Genomic DNA, 20,525 nt, shown 5'->3' on the forward strand with positions numbered 1-20,525 from the left:
TTCAATGGGCGCGATGCGCCCCGAATGCACAAGGCCGTCGCGGCCACTTCACGAAACACCGCGGAACCGGCTTTGCCGGGCCGCCGGTGTTGCCCCCGGAAGGGGGCTGCCGCAGCGACACGAAGTGCGCGAAGGCTGGGGGAGAGCGTCATCACGCAATCTTGAAACGGGCAACCGATCGGCGCAGTTCTTCGGCCATCTGCGAGAGTTCGCGCACCTGCTGTGCCGTGGTACGCGTACCTTCTCCGGTCTGTTCCGTCACCGCGAAGATGTGCTGGATGTTCGCGGCCACCACGTTGGCCGAATCGGCTTCGCGGGAGGCGGATTGCGAGATCTGCTCGATGAGGTCGGCGAGTCGGCGCGACACGCGGTCGATCTCGGACAGCGCGGTACCCGCGTTGTCGGACAGCTTGGCCCCTTCGACCACACCCTGCGTGGAACGCTCCATGGCGCCCACCGCGTCCTGCGTGTCGGTCTGAATCGCCTTCACCAGCGCCGAGATCTGGCGCGTGGCGTCCGCGGAGCGTTCGGCCAGCCGCTGAACTTCTTCCGCCACCACCGAGAAGCCTCGGCCGGCTTCACCGGCGGACGCTGCCTGAATGGCGGCGTTCAGGGCCAGCACGTTCGTCTGTTCGGTAATGTCCGAGATCAGCTCCGTGATTTCACCGATCTCCTGCGAGGATTCGCCCAGGCGCTTGATCCGCTTGGAGGTTTCCTGGATCTGGTCGCGGATGGAGTTCATACCGCCGATGGCGTTCTGCACGGCCTGCAGACCCGACGACGCAGCCTGCAGCGACTGGCGCGCCACGGTGGCGGACTCTTGCGCCTGGGTGGACACGCCGTTGATTCGCTCGGCCATGGTCAGCACCGACTGGCCGGTTTCGCGAATCTCGCGCAGCTGTTCGGTCGATGCCGCCAGCAGTTCGGTGGAGGTGTTTTCCACCTGCGACGTGGTCTGCGCCACGCGGGTTGCCGTGTTCTGCACGTTGCCCACCAGCAGTCGCAGTTCTTCCACCGTGTAGTTCACCGAGTCGGCGATGGCGCCGGTGATGTCCTCGGTCACGGTCGCTTCCTGCGTCAGGTCGCCTTCGGCCACTGTCTGCAGTTCGTTCATCAGCCGAAGAATGGCGGCCTGGTTGGCGTTGTTCACGCGGCTGGCTTCGTCGGAAGCCTGTTCGGCGGCCAGACGCTCGCGTTCGGCGACGGCGGCGCGTTCGCGGCCTTCGCGCACCTGCACGAAACCGATGGCGCCGGCGAGTGCCAGGGCGGCCAGCGACAGCACGAACAGCAGCACGATGGTGCCGGCGCCCAGGCCGGTGCGGGCGGAGAGCTTTTCCTGCAGGTCGCCCAGCGACTTGCGCAGCGGCTCGCTGTCGGTCAGGATCGATGCCTGCGCTTCGCGCGCGGCCACCAGGCCCTGCAGGTTGCCCAGAATGGCCGATGCCTGCGTGCGCATCTGTTCGTAGGTCTTCAGGATGGCTTCGAGCTGCTGGCGCGTCTGCGGGTCCTTCGAGCCGGGGAAGCGCTGCTGCGCATTGCCGTCGAGCAGGCCGCGGGTGGTTTCCTGGAAGGTGTTCAGGTCCTTGCCCAGCAGGAACACGGCGTCCGGGTTCACACCCTCGACCGTGAAGAACTCGTTGGTCGACTTGCCGATGCGCTGCGTCAGCATCACGAGTTGGCCGGCGGCCGAGATCTCGGGCAGCGTGGCGTTCTGCTGCATCTTCAGCGAGGCGACGGTTTCCGTCATCTCGAGCAGCGTGGACGACTGCTGGTTGATGTCGCGCAGAGCGGCACCCACCTGCGTCAGGATCTGGCGCTGGGCCAGCACGACCTTGGCGCTGGCGTCGGCACGGGTGACGAGGGGATTGATCTTGTTCATCTCCTCGTCGTACTGGTTGCCCACGCGCTCCAGGCGCAGCGAGTCGTCGCCGTTGGTCAGGCCCTGCACGCGGCGCGTGAGGTCGTCCGCGGCGTCCTTCACTTCGACGAAGGCCGAGGCGCTGCCCACGAGGGCCTGCGAGATCGACTTGGCGAGACGCTGCGACTGCATCAGCGACTGGCCGGTGGCCGCCACCTGCTGCGCGAGGCGTTCGGCGCGAAGAATTGCGGAGCCTGCGACCAGCAGCAGCAGCAGCACCACGACCGCCAGCATGATGGCCAGGATACGCTGCTGCTTCGCGGGGTTGGAGCCCGCGCGGCCGCCGGTGGCGTCGGGCGCGACTTCGGCAGGCGCGGCGCCGGGCTCGTTGGCTGCGTCGCCGCCGCCGGGCAGGTCGACGTCGCCGAAGCTGGTGTCGGGGGCCGCGGAGCCCTTCCTGGCGAGGCGCACGGTTTTCTCGTCCGGAACCTGGACGGTATCGACATCGTCGAGCGATATCGAACCGGAGCCATCGACGCGGGCCTTGTCGTTCCCGTTGTTCACGGGCAGTAATTTCTTGAACTTGTCGGCGATCGAGCTCACGGTCGGTCCTTCAGGTGGTTTCCGGTACGGCGTGCGGCGGCACTACGCACCAATGCTCAAAAACTGGGGTTGCTGCGAAAGCGCCTGCAGGTTGACTTCCTGCCAGCGCTCCCCCGCTGCATCGGTAAACAGATGCCCGTGCCAGGCAGGTGCTTCTGCGCCAGGAGGCTCGGATGCCGTGAAGGCCTCCGCCCCCCGCAACCCCGCCAGTCGATCGACCAGCAAAGCGCAGTTGACTTCGAGCAGCTCGTTGAAAGCAACGAGCCGCGACTGGATGCGCGCCGCCTCGGTGGCGGCCAGCGCGACAGGAACGCCGGTGGCGAACGCCGCAAGCTGCACGACGCCGTAGAGGCCGCCGCGCAGGTTGGCAACGCCGAGGAACCACGGCTGCGTGTAGGGCACGGGCTGCGGCGGCGTCCAGGGAAAGATCTCGCCGGCGTGTCCCAGCGGAAAGAGGTATTTGCCCTCGCCGGCCTCGACCGCCAGCCAGGTGGCGGCCACCCCCGTCGTGCGAGCGGCCTGCAGGCGGCTCGCCAGCCGGGACTGGAAGGCTCTCAGAGCATCGCGATTCGCCATGGACTCGGCAGGCTTTCGCTCAGTTCAGGGCGCTGATCTTGGACATCAGGTCGGCGGCGTTGACCGGCTTCACGATGTAGTCGCGGGCGCCCTGGCGCATGCCCCAGACGCGGTCGGTCTCCTGGTTCTTGCTGGTGCACAGGATGATCGGGATCGCGGCGTACTTCGGGTCGCGGGCGATGGCGCGCGTGAGCTGGAAGCCGTTCTGGCCGGGCATGACCACGTCCATGAGGATCAGGTCGGGGTGCTCTTCCTCGAGGCGGCGCATGGCGTCGTCGGCGTTTTCAGCCGTCTTGACGGCGAAGCCGTTCTTCTGGAGGAGGTCGGACAGGAACACCAGTTCCGTCTTGGAGTCGTCGACGACGAGGATTTTTCGAATGGGCATTACTGCACTTCCTGTTGAACGGTGCCAAACTGCTGCACGGCCTGCAGCAGCTGGTCTTTGGTGAAAGGCTTGGTCAGGTAGTCCTGGGAACCGACCATGCGGCCGCGTGCCTTGTCGAATACACCGTCTTTCGACGACAGCATGACGACCGGGACGTTGGAAAAGTGGGCGTTGCGCTTGATGATGGCGCAGGTCTGGTAGCCGTCCAGGCGCGGCATCAGGATGTCGCAGAAAATCAGATGCGGCTTGTGGTCGTTAACCTTGGAGAGCGCGTCGAAGCCGTCTTCGGCGAGAAGAACCTCGTGCCCACCCTGCTTCAGAAAAATCTCGGCACTGCGCCGGATGGTGTTGCTGTCGTCAATGACAAGCACCTTGTAACCAGATCCATTCGGGCCCATTGCAAACGCTCCTGCTCATGAGACTTGGAAGCCCGCCGCGCCGAACATCGACGCAGACCGCGTAGCTCTATCTATGCCATGCTTTCAGATTTCAACCATTTCGAAGTCTTCCTTGCGCGCACCGCACTCAGGACAGGTCCAGTTCATCGGAACATCGGCCCAGGCCGTGCCTGCCGCGATGCCATCTTCCGGTACACCAACCGCTTCGTCATAGATCCACCCACAAATCAGGCACATCCAAGTTTTCGTGTTCATCGGAGCTTAAAGTCCTTGTTCATTAAATGCAACGAGTGTATCTATGCGTATCTCTCTGGCAGACTGTAAACGTCGCGCCTATGCCACCATCCAGAGGATTCCGCACGGCGTATGACCATCTACTTACTTCCAGCAGACGACGCCCGCAAACCGGGCGATCTTAACGATCCCTCGCAGGATGCCGGCGAGCCGGCCGAGCACGACCTGAATCCCCCCTGCGTGCTGGTGTTCAATGCCAGCGATCCCAGCGGTGCGGGCGGGCTGGGCGCCGATGCCCTGGCCATGGGGTCGGTAGGCGCACACATCCTGCCCGTCGTCACGGGCGCCTACGCCCGGGACACAGCCGAGATTTTCGATCACTTCCCCTTCGACGAGGAGGCCATCGCCGAGCAGGCGCGCGCCATCCTGGAGGACGTGGAGGTACAGCTGATCAAGGTCGGCTTCGCCGGCACCACCGAGGCGCTGAGCACCATCGCGGAAACCGCCGCCGACTATCCGGAGGTGCCCGTGGTGGCCTACATGCCCAATCTTTCCTGGTGGGACGAGAACCTGATCGAGCCCTATCTGGACGCTTTTCGCGAGCTCGTCCTGCCTCAGACGACAGTGTTGGTTGGAAACCACAGTACCCTGTGGCGCTGGCTGCTTCCGGACTGGAACGGCGACCGTCCGCCCGGCGCGCGCGACATCGCCAAGGCCGCCGGCGAGTTCGGCGTGCCCTACACGCTGGTCACCGGCCTGATGCTGCCCGACCAGTTCATAGACAACGTGCTGGCCTCGCCGCAGTCGGTGCTCGCCAGCGAGAAGTACGAGCGGCTAGAGGCCGTCTTCGCGGGCGCGGGCGACACCCTGTCGGCCGCGCTGGCCGCCCTGCTCGCCAGCGGCACCGACCTCGTGGCCGCGACCACGGAAGCGCTGGCCTACATGGACCGCTGCCTCGACGCGGGCTTCCGGCCGGGCATGGGCCATGTGCTGCCCGATCGCCTCTTCTGGGCCGAGCCCGAGCCGGAGGAAGGCGACGACGATCCCGACGCCCCGCCGGACTTCGCCCTGCCCCCGCACGACACCCGGCACTGAAAATGTTGCTCGCCCCCCAGGCTGCGCGCACTCCGTGTCGCTTCGCCCCTACCGGGGCGGCCGTGCGCGGCGGCCCCACTGAAAACCTCTGCTGAGTCCCGATGCCAAGTACTGATCGCAACGACATTCTTTTCGAGCGCGCCCGCGCCGTGATTCCCGGCGGCGTGAACTCGCCCGTGCGCGCCTTCAAGGCCGTGGGCGGCACGCCCCGCTTCGTCCAGCGCGCCCAGGGCGCCTATTTCTGGGACGCCAACGACAAGCGCTACATCGACTACATCGGCTCCTGGGGCCCGATGATCCTGGGCCATGGCCACCCCGCCGTGGTCGAGGCCGTGCAGAAGGCCGTGCTCGAAGGCTTCTCGTACGGCGCGCCGACCGAGCGCGAGGTCGAACTGGCAGAGGCCATCCTCGCGCTGGTGCCGTCGATGGAGATGGTGCGGCTGGTCAGCTCCGGCACCGAGGCCGCCATGAGCGCCCTGCGCCTGGCGCGCGGCGCCACCGGCCGCAAGAGCATCGTCAAGTTCGAAGGCTGCTACCACGGCCACGCCGACGCGCTGCTGGTGAAGGCCGGCTCCGGCCTCGCCACCTTCGGCAACCCCACCTCCGCCGGCGTGCCGCCCGAGGTGGTGCAGCACACCATCGTGCTCGAGTACAACAACCTGCAGCAGCTGGAAGAAGCCTTCGCGCTGCACGGCAAGGACATCGCCTGCCTGATGATCGAGGCCATCGCCGGCAACATGAACTTCGTGCGCGCCACGCCCGAGTTCGCCCGCCGCTGCCGCGAGCTCTGCACGCAGCACGGCGCCCTGCTGGTCTTCGACGAGGTGATGACGGGCTTTCGTGTGGGCCTGCATGGCGCGCAGGGCGTGCTGGGCATCAAGCCCGATCTCACGGTGCTCGGCAAGGTCATCGGCGGCGGCATGCCGCTCGCGGCCTTCGGCGGCCCGCGCGCGATCATGGAGCAGCTCGCGCCGCTGGGGCCGGTCTACCAGGCCGGCACGCTGTCGGGCAACCCGGTGGCCACGGCCTGCGGGCTCGCCACGCTGAAGGAAATCGCGAAGCCCGGTTTCTACGAAGCGCTCGGCAAGAAGACGCGCTCGCTGGTCGAAGGGCTCAAGGCCGCCGCCGCAGCCGAAGGCCAGCCCTTCAGCGCCGACAGCGAAGGCGGCATGTTCGGCTTCTTCCTGATGAAGGACCTGCCGCAGAACTATGCCACCGTGATGACAACCGACAACGCGAAGTTCAATGCGTTGTTTCACGGTCTGCTGGATCGCGGCGTGTATATTGCGCCCGCGCTTTACGAAGCAGGTTTCGTGAGCGCGGCACACAGCGACGACGACATCGCCGCCACCATCGAAGCCGCACGACAAATCTTCAGGACACCCTAGCCCATGAACTCCCTGCGCACGCTGCCGGTCCTGAGCATCGCTCTTCTCATTCCCGGCTTCGCGTCAGCGCAGGAGTCGTCCTTCGATCCCAAGAACATCTGGATCAACCCCGGCTTCTATTCGGCCCACTTCGACAGCGGCAAGGGCCTGGAGAACGTCAACCAGGGACTGGGCTTCGAGTACCCGCTGAACGACACCTTCCGCATCACGGCGGGCACCTTCCGCAACAGCGACCGGAGGCAGTCGAACTACGTGGGCCTGTACGCGCTGCCCTTCGAGTTCTACGGCGTGAAGTTCGGTGCCGTGGTCGGCGGCTTCGACGGCTACCCCAACTACCGCAACGGCAACTGGTTCCCGGCCATCCTTCCGGTGGCGGCCATCGAAGGCAAGAACTGGGGCCTGAACATCGCATACGTGCCGACGATCAAGAACCGGTTGTACGGCGCGGTAACTTTCCAGCTTAAGTACCGCTTCGGCGACCACGAGTAGCGGCAACCGCAACCGTCGCCGCCATTGAAAAAGCCGGCATCGCTGCCGGCTTTTTCTCGTGGAGGCCGCGCCTTCCCCGTCAGTGACGGAAGTGGCGCACGCCCGACAGCACCATCACCACGCCGCGCTCGTCGGCGGCGTCGATGACTTCCTGGTCGCGCATCGAGCCGCCCGGCTGGATCACGCAGCTCGCGCCCGCGTCGACCACCACGTCGAGGCCGTCGCGGAACGGGAAGAAGGCATCGCTGGCCACTGCGGTGTCCTTCAGCGAAAGGCCGGCATGCTCGGCCTTGATGCTGGCGATGCGCGCCGAATCGAGGCGGCTCATCTGGCCCGCGCCCACGCCCATGGTCATGCCGTTGGCGCAGAACACGATCGCGTTGCTCTTCACGTACTTGGCGACCTTCCATGCGAACAGCAGGTCCTGCAGCTGCTGCGGCGTGGGCTGCTTCTTGCTGACCACCTTGAGGTCGCTGGCGGCGAGCTCGTGGTTGTCGGCCGTCTGGATCAGCAGGCCCGAGCCGACGCGCTTGACGTCCATGGCGTTGCGGCCGTTGTCCCAGTCGGTCGTGCCGCCCTTGGGCAGTGCGATTTCCAGCACACGCACGTTCAGCTTGGCCTTGGTGGCCTGGAACACCTCGAGCGCATCGGGCGTGTAGCCCGGCGCCATCAGCACTTCGACGAACTGCTTGGCGATCTCCTGCGCGGTCGCACCATCCACCGGGCGGTTGAAGGCGATGATGCCGCCGAAGGCCGAGGTCGGGTCGGTCTTGAAGGCCTTGGAATAGGCCTCGGCTGCGTCCTTGCCGATGGCGACGCCGCAGGGGTTGGCGTGCTTCACGATCACGCAGGCGGGCACGTCGAAGCTCTTCACGCATTCCCATGCCGCGTCGGCATCGGCGATGTTGTTGTAGCTCAGCTCCTTGCCCTGCAGCTGCTTCGCCGACACCAGCGAGCCGGGCGCCGGATGCAGGTCGCGATAGAACGCGGCCTGCTGGTGCGGGTTCTCGCCGTAGCGCAGGTCCTGCACCTTCACGAAGCGGCCGTTGCTCTGCGCCGGGAAGAGCGAGCGCTTCGGCGCGGGCTGGCCGATGCTGGCGTCGAAGTCGATGGCCGAGAGGTAATCGCTGATCGCGCCGTCGTAGTCGGCGATGCGGTTGAACGCGGCCACCGAGAACGCGAACTTGGTCTTGTCGCTGAGCTTGCCGTTCGCCTTCAGCTCGGCCAGCGCCACGGCGTACTGCGAGGAGTCGGTCAGCACGCCCACGTCCTTCCAGTTCTTGGCCGCGCTGCGCACCATGGCCGGGCCGCCGATGTCGATGTTCTCGATCGCGTCTTCCAGCGTGCAGCCGGGCTTGGCCACGGTGGCCTCGAACGGATACAGGTTGACCACCAGCAGGTCGATGGTGTCGATGCCGTGTTCCTCGATGGCGGCGACGTGCGCGGGCAGGTCGCGGCGCGCCAGCAGGCCGCCATGGATCTTTGGGTGCAGCGTCTTCACGCGGCCGTCGAGCATTTCGGGAAAGCCGGTGTGGTCGGCCACCTCGGTGACGGGCAGGCCCGCGTCGGCGAGCAGCTTGGCGGTGCCGCCGGTGGACAGCAGCTTGATGCCCAGCGCATGCAGTGCCTGTGCGAATTCGAGAATGCCGGTCTTGTCGGAAACGGAGATGAGTGCTGTCTGGGCCATTGGATATGCCGTGGGGTTATTTCAAGAGTTTGTGTTCGACCAGCTTCTTGCGAAGCGTGTTGCGGTTCAGGCCCAGCCATTGCGCGGCCTTCGACTGATTGCCCTCGGCGCGCGTCATCACGACATCGAGCAGGGGTTTTTCGACCACGCGCACGAGCATCTCGTACATGCCGTCGGGTTCGGTGCCGCGCAGATCGCGAAAGTAGCTGTCCAGACTGGTGCGCACGCAGTCCTCGATGTGTTTCTTGCTCATTGCTTCTTCTTTTCCTCTCTCAATGGACGGCGCAGGCCGCCTCCTCTTCTTCGCCCGGCGCGTCTGCGTCCGCCGGGCGTTGCACGGGCATGCGGTCCATGTGGTCCGCCAGCCCGTCGAAATAGTCGCCGACCGCGCGCAGTTGCTCGGCACAGTCCTCGATGGTGTTCATGCGAGCGCGAAACGCCTCGCCATCGGGCAGCGTGCGCACGTACCAGCCGATGTGCTTGCGCGCCGTGCGCACACCGCTGTAGTCGCCGTAGAGCGCATAGTGCTCCACCAGATGGTCGAGCAGCAAGCGGCGCACTTCCACCACCAGCGGCGGCGCGCGGTGCGTGCCGGTTTCGAGGAAGTGCGCGATCTCGCGGAAGATCCACGGCCGGCCCTGCGCGGCCCGGCCGACCATCACCGCGTCGGCGCCGGTGACCGCGAGCACGTCGCGCGCCTTCTCGGGTGAATTGATATCGCCGTTGGCCACCACCGGCACGCGCACCGCGGCCTTCACGGCGGCGATGGTGTCGTACTCGGCGAAGCCCTTGTAGCCCTGCTCGCGCGTGCGCCCGTGCACGGTGAGCATCTGCACGCCGGCGGATTCGAAGTCTCGCGCCAGCTTCACCGCGTTGCGGTGCTCCAGGCTCCAGCCGGTGCGCATCTTGAGCGTGACAGGCACGCCGAAGGGCTGCGCCGCGTCGACCACGGCCTGCACGATCTCCAGTGCCAGCGGCTCGTCGCGCATCAGCGCAGAGCCCGCCCACTTGTTGCAGACCTTCTTGGCCGGGCAGCCCATGTTGATGTCGATGATCTGCGCGCCGCGCTCGATGTTGTAGACCGTGGCCTCCGCCATCATGGCCGCGTCGGTGCCGGCGATCTGCACCGCGATGGGGCCCGGCTCGCCGTCGTGGTTGGCGCGCCGAGAGGTCTTGAGCGAACCCCAGAGTTCCTTGCGCGAGGTGACCATCTCGCTGACCGCGTAGCCCGCGCCGAGCTCGCGGCACAGCATGCGGAAGGGCCGGTCCGTCACGCCGGCCATGGGCGCGACGAACAGGCGGTTTTCCAGCGTGTGGTTGCCGATCTGCAAGGTCATTTGGAAGGGGAGCGTGCGCGTTCGGCTGCTGAAAAATGAGGCACGATTGTAGCCACGCCGCATTTCAGCGACTGAAACGATTTGCGCCTCGGTACCCCGTACAAATACCGGTGCGCGCCGGGGCTTTCTCCCACGCGGTTGCGGCGCGGGCGCTGCCTATACTGCGCCGACCCTATGCAAGCCTGGCTCGACTCCCTCCTTGCCCTGCTGGCGCTGCCGCAGGTCGGCCTCTCCACGCTGTTCGTTGCGGCCTTCGTCTCGGCGACGCTTCTGCCGGTGGGCTCCGAGCCATTTCTCTTCGGCCTGCTCAAGCTCAACCCCGACATGTTCTGGCCCGCCATCGCGGTCGCGACAGTGGGCAACACGCTGGGTGGCGCAGTCGACTGGTGGATGGGCTACGGCGCGCACAAGGTGGCCGACAAATACTCGCACTCGAAACATCATGTGCGCGTTCTGGGCTGGCTCGAGAAGCTCGGCCCGAAGGCCTGCCTGCTGAGCTGGCTGCCGCTGGTGGGCGATCCGCTGTGCGCGGTGGCGGGCTGGCTCAAGCTGCCGTTCTGGCCATGCGTGGCCTATATGGCGATCGGGAAATTCCTGCGCTACGTCACGATGACGGTCGCGCTGCTGTACGTCTTTCCATCCTGAAGCCGCCGCCTCGGCTCAGTTCAGCAGCTCGTAGGGCCCGCCGCGCTCCAGCGCGCGCTTGTACGCAGGACGCGAGTGGATGCGCTCAAGGTACGCCATCAGCTTCGGCCGCTTCGCATCGAGCCCCCCACGCGCCTGCGCGGCCTCGACCACGAAGCTCAGCTGGATGTCCGCGCCCGTGAACGCATCGCCGGCGAACCACTCGCTCTTGCCGAGCTCGGCTTCCATGTAGTTCAGATGATTGGCGATGTTCGGATGGATGAACGCCGACTTCGTCTTCGCCGCGATCGCCTTGGCCACCGGCCGCGCGAAGAAAGGCATCCTGCTCGTCTCGATGCGGTCGAAGATCAGCTTCATCAGCAGCGGCGACATCGCCGTGCCCTCCGCGAAATGCAGCCAGTAGCGATAGCGCACCGCCTCCAGCGAACCTGCGGCGGGCGCAAGGCGACCGTTGCCGTAGCGCTCGATCACCGTCTCGATGATCGCGCCCGACTCCGCGAGCGTCAGTCCGTCATCCGTCGTGACAACCGGTGACTTCCCCAGCGGATGAACGGCCCGCAGCGAAGCGGGCGCCAACATGGTCCGCGGATCGCGCTGGTAATGCACGATCTCGTAGGGCAGCTCCAGCTCTTCGAGCAGCCAGAGCACGCGCTGCGAGCGGGAGTTGTTGAGGTGGTGGACGGTGAGCATGGGGCGGGGCCTGGAAGAAGACAGGGCGCGCGGAGTCTATCCAACAACCCCGCGCCGTCGATTCACTTCACGCCGGCTTTGCGCAACTCGTCGGCCGTGACACGGACCGGCTTCTGGTCTCGCTGCACCACGATGGCGGTGTTGGTGCGCACTGCGGCTTCCCGCGCCGCCCGCGCAGCGCGCCGGATCGCAATCAGCGAAGCCGCAAGATCCTTGTCCTTAGCTTGTGCCAGTTGCTCATTGGTCATGGTGCTTCTCCCCATTCGATGAGTGCCGGCTCTTCACCGGCGTTGTCGTACAGAGCCCAGGCATCGACCGCTCCGCGGTAGCTGTCGTCGAAATTCCTGCGCCCCGACACGAAGCGACGGCGAATCACGTCTTCAGGAATGTGATGACCACCCTGGCGAACACGCTCCGCCACACGCGCAATCGCAAATTCTGCCGTCGGGAGCGCCAGGAAGAAAAGGCTCACGTGGTAGCCCGAGGCTCTCCATGCACCGATGTGACGCAGATAGCCCAGCCCCGACAAGGTGGTTTCGAAAGCGAAGCTCTCCCGCCGACGGACGCATTCCGCGATTTCCTCCAGCATCAGCCGACCGGCCTTGATGGCTTCCGCTTCCGGAGCGAAGGGAGACAGTCCGGCTGCGATCAGATCCGCATTGATGAAACGCGAAACCTGCGCCTCCTGCGGAAGGAAGGCGCGGGCGAAGGTAGTCTTGCCCGCGCCGTTGGGGCCCGCAATGATGACGATCTTGGGACGGCTCATCAGAGGGGCATTTCACCCGGCGGGAATCAGGAACTGAACAGGAAGTTCATCACGTCGCCATCCTTGACGACGTATTCCTTGCCTTCCGAACGCATCTTCCCCGCGTCCTTCGCGCCCTGCTCGCCCTTGTAGGCGATGTAGTCCTCGAAGGCGATGGTCTGGGCGCGGATGTAGCCCTTCTCGAAGTCGCCGTGGATCACGCCTGCCGCCTGCGGACCGGTGTCGCCGATGTGGATGGTCCAGGCGCGCACTTCCTTCACGCCGGCGGTGAAGTAAGTCTGCAGGCCCAGCAGCTTGAAGGCCGCGCGGATCAGGCGGTTCAGGCCCGGCTCTTCCTGGCCGATCTCGGCGAGGAACATCTTCTTGTCCTCGTCGTCCATCTCGGCGAGGTCGGCTTCGATCTTGGCGCAGATGGCGACCACGGGCGCGCCCTGCTTGGCGGCGTACTCGCGCAGGCGGTCGAGGTACGGGTTGTTCTCGAAGCCGTCTTCCGACACGTTGCCCACGAACATCGCGGGCTTGGCGGTGATCAGCGTGAAGCTCTTGACCAGCGGGCGCTCTTCCTTGGTGAACTCGAGCGCGCGCACCGGCGTGTTCTCGTTCAGCGCGGCCTGGCAGCGCTCGAGCAGGCCGACCAGCTTCTGCGCGTCCTTGTCGCCCGAACGGGCCACCTTGGTGTGGCGGGCCAGCGCCTTCTCGACGGTGGCGAGGTCGGCCAGGCACAGCTCAGTCTGGATGACTTCGATGTCGGAGATCGGGTCGACCTTGCCGGCCACGTGGACGACGTTGTCGTCATCGAAGCAGCGCACCACATTGACGGTGGCATCGGTCTCGCGGATGTGGGCCAGGAACTTGTTGCCCAGGCCTTCGCCGGTGCTGGCGCCGGCCACCAGGCCGGCGATGTCGACGAATTCGACGATGGCGGGAACCACGCGCTCGGGCTTGACGATCTCGGCGAGCTGGTCGAGGCGCGGATCGGGCACTTCCACCACGCCCACGTTGGGTTCGATGGTGCAGAAGGGATAGTTCTCCGCCGCGATGCCGGCCTTGGTCAGCGCATTGAAAAGAGTGGATTTACCGACGTTGGGCAGGCCGACGATGCCGCATTGCAAACTCATGGGAGGTCCTCTTGGATAACCGCGAATTTTAGGCGAGCATGGTTTGGCGCCCGCCGGACAGGTCTTCGAACAGCATTCGAGCCCACGGATGCATCAGGGTAAGACCCAATCGGCAAACGTTTGCGCAAACGTTTCCCTCAGTTAACATCGGCGCCCCGGCAAAGACCGGCGCACCCGTTCCGATCAACCTATCCCAGGAGACATCCACCATGAAGTTCACCCGCCGTACCCTGCAAAGCGCTGCCGCACTGACGCTGCTGGGAGCCATGGCCGGAACGCCCGCCTTCGCGCAGGACAAGCCCAAGGTCGCGCTGGTCATGAAGTCGCTCGCCAATGAGTTCTTCCGCACCATGGAAGACGGCGCCAAGGCGCACCAGAAGGCCAACGCCTCGAAGTACACGCTGGTGGCCAATGGCATCAAGGACGAAACCGACACCGCCGCGCAGATCAAGATGGTCGAGCAGATGGTGGCGCAGAAGATCAACGCGCTGGTCATCGCGCCGGCCGATTCGAAAGCGCTGGTGCCCGCGGTGAAGGCCGCCATCGACAAGGGCATCCTGGTGGTCAACATCGACAACCAGTTCGACGCCGCCGCGCTCAAGGAAAAGGGCATCCAGGTTCCCTTCGTCGGCCCCGACAACCGCGCCGGCGCCAAGCTGGTGGGCGACGCGCTCGCCAAAGAACTGAAGGCGGGCGACAAGGTCGGCATCATCGAAGGCGTGTCGACCACCTTCAATGCGCAGCAGCGCACGCTGGGCTACCAGGACGCGATGAAGGCCGCCGGCGTGACGGTGGTGGGCGTGCAGTCGGGCCAGTGGGAAATCGACAAGGGCAATACCGTGGCCGCCGGCATGATGCGCGAGCACCCCGACCTGAAGGCGCTGCTCGCGGGCAACGACAGCATGGCGCTGGGCGCCGTGGCTGCCGTCAAGGCCGCCGGCAAGACTGGCAAGGTGCTGGTGGTCGGCTACGACAACATCGGCGCCATCAAGCCGATGCTGAAGGACGGCCGCGTGCTCGCCACCGCCGACCAGTTCGCCGCCAAGCAGGCGGTGTTCGGCATCGAGACCGCGCTGAAGGCCCTCGCAGAGAACAAGAAGCAGTCGGAAATGCCCGCCGAGGTGAAGACCGACGTGGTGCTGGTCACCAAGGACTCCAAGTAAGAAACCGGAAAGAGCAGACGTTGACAGCATCCGCCGCCATGAATCTCACAACGGCCCTGCCCGTGCTCTCCCTGAGCGCCATGGGCAAGGACTACGCGGCGCCGGTGCTGGACGACGTCTCGCTCGTGCTCAACCCCGGCGAAGTGCTGGCCCTCACGGGCGAGAACGGCGCGGGCAAGAGCACGCTGTCGAAGATCGTCTGCGGCCTGGTGCAGCCCACGCGCGGCCGGATGCTGCTCGACGGCAAGCCCTTCGCGCCCACCTCGCGCCGCGACGCGGAGCGCCTGGGCGTGCGCATGGTCATGCAGGAGCTCGGCCTCGTCACCACGCTGTCGGTGGCCGAGAACCTGCTGCTCGACCGCCTGCCCAACAAGACCGGCTGGATACGCAAGGCCAGGCTGCACGAGCTGGCCGCGCGCCAGCTCGCCAAGATCGGCATGCAGAACATCGACCCGGCCACGCCCGTGGCGCGGCTGGGCATCGGCCAGCAGCAGATGGTGGAGATCGCGCGCAACCTGCAGGACGACACGCGCGTGCTGGTGCTCGACGAGCCCACCGCCATGCTCACGCCGCGCGAAACCTCGCACCTGTTCGAGCAGATCGACCTGCTGAAGGCGCGCGGCGTGGCCATCGTCTACGTCTCGCACCGCCTCGAGGAGCTTCAGCGCATCGCCGACCGCGTGGCGGTGCTGCGCGACGGCAGGCTGGTGGATGTGCGCGCCATGGCCGGTGTGCGCGAATCCGAACTGGTGCAGCGCATGGTGGGCCGTGCGGTGCACGAGCACGAGGGTCGCGACCGCCGCGTGGCGGGACCGGTGCTGCTGAGCGCGCGCGGCATCGGCCGGGCGCAGGTCGTTCGCGACGTCGACATCAACCTGCGCGCGGGCGAAGTCATGGGCCTGGCCGGCCTGGTCGGCTCGGGCCGGACCGAGCTGGTGCGCCTGCTGTTCGGAGCAGACCGCGCCGACCGCGGCGAGATCACGCTGCATGCCGACGGGCAAGCCACGCACCACGTCCGCAAGGGCTGGCGCTCGCCGATGCAGGCGATCCGCGCGGGCATCGGCCTGGTCACCGAAGACCGCAAGTCGCAGGGCCTGCTGCTGCCGCAGTCGATCCGCGTCAACGCCACGCTGAGCGACCTGGGCGCGATCTCGCACGCCGGGTGGCTGCGCGGCGCCAAGGAACGCGGCATCGCGCGCAAGCTGGTGGAACTGCTGCGCATCCGCTCGCGCAGCATCGAGCAGCCGGTTTCCACGCTCAGCGGCGGCAACCAGCAGAAGGTGGTTTTCGCGCGCTGGCTGCACCGCGAATGCAAGGTGCTGCTGCTGGACGAACCCACGCGCGGCGTGGACGTGGGCGCGCGCGCCGACCTCTACGCCGAGCTCGACCGCATGACCGACGCCGGCAAGGCGCTGCTGATGGTGTCCAGCGACCTGCGCGAACTCATGGCCATGTGCGACCGCATCGGCGTGATGAGCGCCGGGCGCCTGGTCGCGGTGTTCGAGCGCGGAGAATGGACCGAACAATCGCTGCTGGCCGCGGCATTCAGCGACGCGACAGGACACGCAGCAGCAGCCAATCCGCCGACGGTATCCCCCGTTTCCGATCCGATCCCGGTCACCGCCGACACACCATGAACGCCGCCTCTACGACATCCAACACGCCGCCCACGCCCTCCGCGCTGAAGGGCCAGCTCGGCACCTACCTGGGCCTCACGGTCGTGCTCGTGGGCATGATCGCCCTCTTCGGCTCGCTCAGCGAATACTTCCTGACGCGCGAGACCTTCGTCTCCATCGCCAACGAGATTCCCGCGCTGGCCGTGATGGCGGTCGGCATGACCTTCGTGCTGATCATCGCGGGCATCGACCTGTCGGTGGGCTCGGTGCTGGCGCTCAGCGCCGCCGTCACCGCCGCCGCCATCCTCGAATGGAAGCTCTCGGTGCCGCTGGCCGCCGCGCTCGGCCTGGCCACGGGCCTGGTCTGCGGCACGGTCACCGGCGCGGTGTCGGTGGCCTGGCGGCTGCCGAGCTTCATCGTCTCGCTGGGCATGCTGGAGGCGGTGCGCGGCGGCGCCTACCTCGTGACCGATTCGCGCACGCAGTACGTGGGCGACGCCATCTCGGGCCTGGCCGCTCCGTGGATCGGGGGCATCTCCGCCGCCTTCGTGCTGGCGGTGGTGCTGGTGGTCATCGGGCAGATGGTGCTCACGCGCACCGTGTTCGGCCGCCACGTGGTGGGCATCGGCACCAATGAAGAGGCGATGCGGCTGGCCGGCGTCGATCCGCGCCCCATCCGCATCATCGTGTTCGCCGTCACCGGGCTGCTGGCCGGCCTCGCGGGCCTGATGCAGTCGGCCCGCCTCGAAGCCGCCGACCCGAACGCGGGCGTGGGCATCGAGCTGCAGGTGATCGCGGCCGTGGTCATCGGCGGCACCAGCCTGATGGGCGGGCGCGGCTCGGTCGTCAACACCTTCTTCGGCGTGCTGATCATCGCGGCGCTGGAAGCCGGCCTCGCGCAGGTGGGTGCCAGCGAGCCGAGCAAGCGGATCATCACCGGCGCGGTGATCGTGGTGGCGGTGATCATCGACACGCTGCGCCAGCGCCGCGCGGAACGCCGGCTGGCCTGATCGCCGCCGCCCATCCAGCAAGAGGAATAGAACCATGGCCACCATCAAGGACGTCGCGCTGAAGGCGGAGGTGTCGGTCACCACCGTATCGCATGTGGTCAACGACACGCGCCACGTGAGCGCCAAGGTGCGCGAGCGGGTGGAGCTCGCCATCCGCGAGCTGGGCTACGTGCCCAACGCGATGGCGCGCAGCCTCAAGAGCAACACCACCTCGACGCTGGGCATGCTGATTCCCAACAGCTCCAACCCCTATTTCGCCGAGATCGTGCGCATTGTGGAGGACCGCTGCTTCGGCGCCGGCTACACGCTGGTGCTGTGCAACACCGACGACGAGCCCCGCCGCCAGAGCGTCTACCTGCAGGTGCTGGCCGAGCGCCGCATCGACGGGCTGATCGTGGTGTCGACCGGCGAGAGCGGCGACAACGACCTGGCGAAGCAGCTCAATGGCCTGCGCGTGCCGACCGTGCTGGTCGACCGCGAGATCGCCAACCCCGTGTGCGACCTGGTCGAGACCGCCCACATGCAGGGCGGCCTGCTCGCCGTGCGGCACCTGCTGTCGCTGGGCCACAAGCGCATCGCCTGCATCGGCGGGCCGGTGGGCGTGATGCCCAGCGAGCAGCGCATCGAGGGATGGCGCATGGCGCTGGCCGAAGCCGGTGCCGCGCCCGGCATCGCCAGCACCGATTCGCTGCTGTGGCGCGGCGGCTTCACCAGCCAGGGCGGCTACGAGGCGATGCACGCCATCCTGCGCACCGAGCAGAAGCCCTCGGCCGTGTTCGTCTGCAACGACCTGATGGCCATCGGCGCATTGCGCGCGGCGCACGAGAGCGGCGTGCGCGTGCCCGACGAGCTCTCGATCGTCGGCTTCGACGACATCGAACTCTCGGCCTACACCAGCCCCGCGCTCACCACCGTGGCTCAGCCCAAGGAGCGCATCGGCGCGCTGGCGGTCGACATGCTGCTGGAGCGCGTGGGCGGCAAGCGCCGCGACGCGCGCAAGGTGGTGCTGCAGCCCGAGCTGTGCGTGCGCGCCTCCACTGCGCGCCACGCGAGCTTCCGCGAAGCCCCCGCTCCCGCGCCGGCTGCCGCCGAAACGCCCTCCCAGCAACCCCGAAAGTCCCGCACCTCGTGAGCCTGAAGCCTTCTTCCAGCAGCAGCACCGATGGCCGTGCCGCGGCACCGCGCATCGTGGTGTTCGGCAGCCTCAACATGGACCTGGTCGTGCGCGTACCGCACGCGCCGGCCGCGGGCGAGACCCTGCTGGGCCATTCGATCGCCGACATCCCCGGCGGCAAGGGCGCCAATCAGGCGGTGAGCTGCGCGCGCCAGGGCGGCAGCGTGCGCATGATCGGCTGCGTCGGCGACGACGCGCACGGCAAGGCGCTGCGCGATTCGCTGGAGCGCGACGGCATCGACATCGCTTCCCTGCGCACCGTTGCGGGCGAGCCCACCGGCACGGCGCTGATCCTGGTGGAAGACAGCGGGCAGAACCGCATCGTGATGATCCCCGGCGCCAACGCCTGGCTGGAGGCCGACGAGGCCGCGCTGAAGCAGCAGGTGCAGGGCGCCGCCTTCCTGGTGGCGCAATTCGAGACGCCGCTCGACCAGGTCGCGCGCGCCATCGCGGTGGCGCACGAGGCGGGCTGCAAGGTGCTGCTGAACCCTTCGCCCGTGCAGGCCATCGCCGAGCCTCTGTGGCCGAAGATCGACACGCTGGTGGTCAACGAGATCGAGGCACAGACGCTTTGCGGCCAATCCGCCGACAGCCCCGAGGAGGCCGCGCATGCGGGCCAGGCACTGCGTGCCAAGGGCATCGCGCGCGTGGTCGTCACGCTGGGCTCGCGCGGCGCGGTGGCCGTCGATGCCGACGGCGCGCGCCATCATCCGGCACCGAAGGTGCAGGCGGTCGACACGACGGCGGCCGGCGACACATTCCTGGGCGCCCTCGCCGTCGCGCTGGGCGAAGGCCAGGGCTTCGACGAGGCCGTACGTCTCGGAATCCGCGCAGCGGCACTGTGCATCCAGCAGCCGGGCGCCCAGCCCTCCATTCCGCAGCGCGATGCCGTGCTGCGCAGCCCCATGCCCCCCGACTGGATCAAGCTTTGAAACGCACCGCCCTGCTGCACGCCGAACTCTCCCACGTGATCGCCTCGCTGGGCCATGGCGACATGCTCGTGCTCGGCGACGCCGGCCTGCCCATTCCCGACGGCCCGCGCCGCATCGACCTTGCGGTGGCGCGCGGCGTGCCGACGCTCGACGAGGTGCTGCAGGCGGTGCTGTCGGAGATGCAGGTGGAAGCCATCGTGATTGCCGACGAAGCGCTCGGCGATGCGAAGAAGCTGCCCGGCTGGTATCCGCGATCGCTGGGCATCGAGCCCCAGACGGTGTCGCACGAGGAATTCAAGCGCCGTACCGCGAAGGCCCGCGCCATGGTGCGCACGGGCGAATGCACGCCCTACGCGAACATCATCCTGATCGCAGGGGTGAAGTTCTGAGGCGCCAACCGGGCGCCGACTTTCATTCGAACTTGTAGTTCGCGCCCACCGGCTGCCCGACCTTGAGCGTGTGCTCCACGCCCTGGATCACGATGCAGTTCATGCCGAAGGTGATGCCGCCGTCCACGCGCGCGTCGGCGCGGTATGTGCGCAGCGTGTTGCCGACTTCCGGACTGCTCAGCGCGGTCGCCGGGTCGATGTCGGGAATCGGGCAGCGCGTGCAGGGCTTGACGGGGCGCAGCTCGGCCTCGCCCTCGCCGGTCGTGATGTGCAGCGCGTCGACGCGGTCCTCGTCGTGCGACTCGATGCCGGCGAGCACGATGTTCGGGCGGAAGCGCTCGATGCCCACGGCGCCATGGCCCTGCGCCGCGAGACGGTCGTTGAGCTCGGCGAGCGAGCCTTCGCTCGCCACCAGCAGCGCGTAGCCGTCGGCGAACTGCGTCTGCGCCTCCACGCCGTCGGTCCACTTCATGCTCGACAGGCGCCTGTGCTCGGGGTCGAAGCGCACCAGGCGCAAGGTCTGCGGCTTGCCGGGCTCCGAGAGGAAGTCGCTGAACCATTGCGCGGCGATGTCGCCCATGTCGTAGGCGGCGACTTCGTCCTTCCACACGCGAACCCGCACCGGCTTCTCGACCCGGTCGAAGGCCAGGTGCAGCGCCAGCATGCCGGGCGCGCGCAGCACCACTTCGGTGTGCTTCATCTGCGGCTTGATCAGCGCCATGCGCGGCAGCTGCCGCTGGGTGACGAACTCGCCCTGCGCGTCGACCACCATCCAGGCGCGGTCGAACTCCAGCCCCGTCTCGGTCAGCAGCATTTCGGGAAGCTCGACGCCGGCGCAGGATTTCACTGGGTAGACGAACAGGCGCGAGATGGTGGCCTGGAGATCGAAGGCGGGCTGGGAAGCGGACACGGTGGGGTTTCCTTGGAATTCGGCCGCGATTGTCCCGTATCGCAGCGGCGGCAAGACCGTGG

General features: G+C 67.0%; 23 protein-coding genes. 10 read left to right on the forward strand and 13 right to left on the reverse strand.

Annotation, left to right across the window (positions count from 1 at the left end):
* Positions 1-151: 151 nt before the first annotated feature.
* The 5 genes from ABL838_RS27125 to ABL838_RS27145 all read right to left on the reverse strand — a co-directional run bounded on the left by ABL838_RS27125 (position 152) and on the right by ABL838_RS27145 (position 4,075).
* Positions 152-2,461 carry a methyl-accepting chemotaxis protein gene (locus ABL838_RS27125; protein WP_126023625.1) on the reverse strand — a complete coding sequence of 770 codons (2,310 nt, stop codon included), beginning with the start codon at positions 2,459-2,461 and terminating at the stop codon, positions 152-154.
* A 42-nt stretch (positions 2,462-2,503) separates the two neighbouring features.
* Complete coding sequence (locus tag ABL838_RS27130; protein WP_126023626.1) at positions 2,504-3,037, reverse strand: chemotaxis protein CheW; 534 nt, start codon at positions 3,035-3,037, stop codon at positions 2,504-2,506.
* 19 nt (positions 3,038-3,056) lie between these two features.
* Positions 3,057-3,422: a response regulator gene (locus ABL838_RS27135; protein WP_093304503.1), complete on the reverse strand. Its 366-nt coding sequence runs from the start codon at positions 3,420-3,422 to the stop codon at positions 3,057-3,059.
* Positions 3,422-3,820 carry a response regulator gene (locus tag ABL838_RS27140; protein WP_093205631.1) on the reverse strand — a complete coding sequence of 133 codons (399 nt, stop codon included), beginning with the start codon at positions 3,818-3,820 and terminating at the stop codon, positions 3,422-3,424. Before ABL838_RS27140 ends, ABL838_RS27135 begins: the two co-directional genes overlap by 1 nt.
* Positions 3,821-3,904: 84 nt before the next feature.
* The gene (locus ABL838_RS27145) at positions 3,905-4,075 is read right to left on the reverse strand and encodes a rubredoxin (RefSeq protein WP_007838397.1); all 171 of its coding nucleotides are present in this window, start codon (positions 4,073-4,075) and stop codon (positions 3,905-3,907) included.
* A 111-nt stretch (positions 4,076-4,186) separates the two neighbouring features.
* Here ABL838_RS27145 and thiD point away from each other — a divergent pair, with 111 nt between their 5' ends.
* The 3 genes from thiD to ABL838_RS27160 all read left to right on the forward strand — a co-directional run bounded on the left by thiD (position 4,187) and on the right by ABL838_RS27160 (position 7,026).
* Positions 4,187-5,149 (forward strand): bifunctional hydroxymethylpyrimidine kinase/phosphomethylpyrimidine kinase, encoded by a 963-nt coding sequence (gene thiD, locus ABL838_RS27150; protein WP_126023627.1) that lies wholly within the window; start codon positions 4,187-4,189, stop codon positions 5,147-5,149.
* Between the two features lie 101 nt (positions 5,150-5,250).
* Positions 5,251-6,537, forward strand: a complete 1,287-nt coding sequence (hemL, locus tag ABL838_RS27155) for a glutamate-1-semialdehyde 2,1-aminomutase (protein WP_418122760.1) — start codon at positions 5,251-5,253, stop codon at positions 6,535-6,537.
* 3 nt (positions 6,538-6,540) lie between these two features.
* A complete protein-coding gene (locus ABL838_RS27160) occupies positions 6,541-7,026 on the forward strand; it encodes a hypothetical protein (protein ID WP_418122761.1) in 486 nt (161 codons plus the stop codon).
* A gap of 79 nt (positions 7,027-7,105) precedes the next feature.
* On the opposite strand, the gene purH is transcribed toward ABL838_RS27160, so the two are convergent.
* The 3 genes from purH to dusB are packed head-to-tail and all read right to left on the reverse strand — an operon-like array spanning position 7,106 to position 10,050.
* Positions 7,106-8,713 carry a bifunctional phosphoribosylaminoimidazolecarboxamide formyltransferase/IMP cyclohydrolase gene (gene purH / locus ABL838_RS27165; RefSeq protein ID WP_418122762.1) on the reverse strand — a complete coding sequence of 536 codons (1,608 nt, stop codon included), beginning with the start codon at positions 8,711-8,713 and terminating at the stop codon, positions 7,106-7,108.
* Between the two features lie 16 nt (positions 8,714-8,729).
* Entirely contained in the window at positions 8,730-8,966 is a 237-nt protein-coding gene (locus ABL838_RS27170; RefSeq protein ID WP_007838304.1) for a Fis family transcriptional regulator, read from the reverse strand.
* Between the two features lie 19 nt (positions 8,967-8,985).
* On the reverse strand, positions 8,986-10,050 hold the full coding sequence (dusB, locus tag ABL838_RS27175; protein WP_369660782.1) for a tRNA dihydrouridine synthase DusB: 1,065 nt from the start codon (positions 10,048-10,050) through the stop codon (positions 8,986-8,988).
* A 174-nt stretch (positions 10,051-10,224) separates the two neighbouring features.
* Between dusB and ABL838_RS27180 the strand changes: the two genes are divergently transcribed.
* Complete coding sequence (locus ABL838_RS27180; protein WP_126023632.1) at positions 10,225-10,695, forward strand: YqaA family protein; 471 nt, start codon at positions 10,225-10,227, stop codon at positions 10,693-10,695.
* A 15-nt stretch (positions 10,696-10,710) separates the two neighbouring features.
* Here ABL838_RS27180 and ABL838_RS27185 read toward each other — a convergent pair whose 3' ends face one another.
* From ABL838_RS27185 to ychF, 4 genes are all read right to left on the reverse strand, one after another.
* Complete coding sequence (locus ABL838_RS27185) at positions 10,711-11,385, reverse strand: glutathione S-transferase (RefSeq protein ID WP_418122764.1); 675 nt, start codon at positions 11,383-11,385, stop codon at positions 10,711-10,713.
* Positions 11,386-11,447: 62 nt separating this feature from the next.
* Positions 11,448-11,633: a hypothetical protein gene (locus ABL838_RS27190; protein WP_126023634.1), complete on the reverse strand. Its 186-nt coding sequence runs from the start codon at positions 11,631-11,633 to the stop codon at positions 11,448-11,450.
* Positions 11,630-12,151, reverse strand: a complete 522-nt coding sequence (locus ABL838_RS27195; RefSeq protein WP_184640823.1) for a zeta toxin family protein — start codon at positions 12,149-12,151, stop codon at positions 11,630-11,632. Before ABL838_RS27195 ends, ABL838_RS27190 begins: the two co-directional genes overlap by 4 nt.
* Positions 12,152-12,177: 26 nt before the next feature.
* Positions 12,178-13,269 carry a redox-regulated ATPase YchF gene (gene ychF, locus ABL838_RS27200; RefSeq protein ID WP_126023635.1) on the reverse strand — a complete coding sequence of 364 codons (1,092 nt, stop codon included), beginning with the start codon at positions 13,267-13,269 and terminating at the stop codon, positions 12,178-12,180.
* 209 nt (positions 13,270-13,478) lie between these two features.
* Here ychF and ABL838_RS27205 point away from each other — a divergent pair, with 209 nt between their 5' ends.
* Genes ABL838_RS27205 through rbsD form a run of 6 tightly spaced genes read left to right on the forward strand, consistent with a single transcriptional unit; the run spans position 13,479 to position 19,553 of the window.
* Positions 13,479-14,432, forward strand: coding sequence for a sugar ABC transporter substrate-binding protein (locus ABL838_RS27205; RefSeq protein ID WP_184640824.1), 954 nt, complete (start codon positions 13,479-13,481; stop codon positions 14,430-14,432).
* A 38-nt stretch (positions 14,433-14,470) separates the two neighbouring features.
* The gene (locus tag ABL838_RS27210; RefSeq protein ID WP_418122765.1) at positions 14,471-16,069 is read left to right on the forward strand and encodes a sugar ABC transporter ATP-binding protein; all 1,599 of its coding nucleotides are present in this window, start codon (positions 14,471-14,473) and stop codon (positions 16,067-16,069) included.
* Positions 16,066-17,058 (forward strand): ABC transporter permease, encoded by a 993-nt coding sequence (locus ABL838_RS27215; protein ID WP_418122766.1) that lies wholly within the window; start codon positions 16,066-16,068, stop codon positions 17,056-17,058. The genes ABL838_RS27210 and ABL838_RS27215 overlap by 4 nt, the downstream gene beginning before the upstream one ends.
* A gap of 34 nt (positions 17,059-17,092) precedes the next feature.
* Positions 17,093-18,190: a LacI family DNA-binding transcriptional regulator gene (locus ABL838_RS27220; RefSeq protein WP_126023639.1), complete on the forward strand. Its 1,098-nt coding sequence runs from the start codon at positions 17,093-17,095 to the stop codon at positions 18,188-18,190.
* On the forward strand, positions 18,187-19,164 hold the full coding sequence (gene rbsK, locus ABL838_RS27225; RefSeq protein ID WP_418122768.1) for a ribokinase: 978 nt from the start codon (positions 18,187-18,189) through the stop codon (positions 19,162-19,164). The genes ABL838_RS27220 and rbsK overlap by 4 nt, the downstream gene beginning before the upstream one ends.
* Positions 19,161-19,553: a D-ribose pyranase gene (gene rbsD / locus ABL838_RS27230; protein WP_418122769.1), complete on the forward strand. Its 393-nt coding sequence runs from the start codon at positions 19,161-19,163 to the stop codon at positions 19,551-19,553. The genes rbsK and rbsD overlap by 4 nt, the downstream gene beginning before the upstream one ends.
* Before the next feature lie 22 nt (positions 19,554-19,575).
* On the opposite strand, the gene ABL838_RS27235 is transcribed toward rbsD, so the two are convergent.
* Positions 19,576-20,463 (reverse strand): MOSC domain-containing protein, encoded by an 888-nt coding sequence (locus ABL838_RS27235; RefSeq protein WP_418122770.1) that lies wholly within the window; start codon positions 20,461-20,463, stop codon positions 19,576-19,578.
* Positions 20,464-20,525: the final 62 nt, after the last annotated feature.

It is taken from the genome of Variovorax sp. 160MFSha2.1, assembly GCF_048305075.1.
In the GTDB taxonomy this organism is placed as follows: Bacteria; Pseudomonadota; Gammaproteobacteria; order Burkholderiales; family Burkholderiaceae_C; genus Variovorax; species Variovorax guangxiensis.